General features: G+C 42.9%; 1 pseudogene. It reads right to left on the bottom strand.

The features are described 5' to 3' along the window. Positions 1-72: 72 nt before the first annotated feature. Positions 73-247: pseudogene (locus CF394_RS05195) on the bottom strand (LysR substrate-binding domain-containing protein); the annotation flags it as partial.

The following is a 247-nucleotide window of genomic DNA, read 5'->3' as shown; positions in this document are numbered from 1 at the left end:
ATTTATCGGATGCGAATGCAATCATCCTGAGCTCGAATCCTATCCTGCATTTGAGGAAGAACCAGTAGTTGTTTCAGCTGCAGGATAGGATTCGAGCTCAGGATGATTGCATTCGCATCCGATAAATGCGCCATCTAATTCATACCGGAGAACTTTATCAAGGAGGAATTGTGTATGTCCTGTTGTTAAAGACAACTGGACGTTTGGGTGTTCTTCATAATAAGAAGCCAGAAGTTTCGGAAGCCTT

The organism is Tetzosporium hominis (genome assembly GCF_002265435.1).
In the GTDB taxonomy this organism is placed as follows: domain Bacteria; phylum Bacillota; class Bacilli; order Bacillales_A; family Planococcaceae; genus Chryseomicrobium; species Chryseomicrobium hominis.
This window is presented reverse-complemented; position numbering and strand designations above follow the sequence as displayed.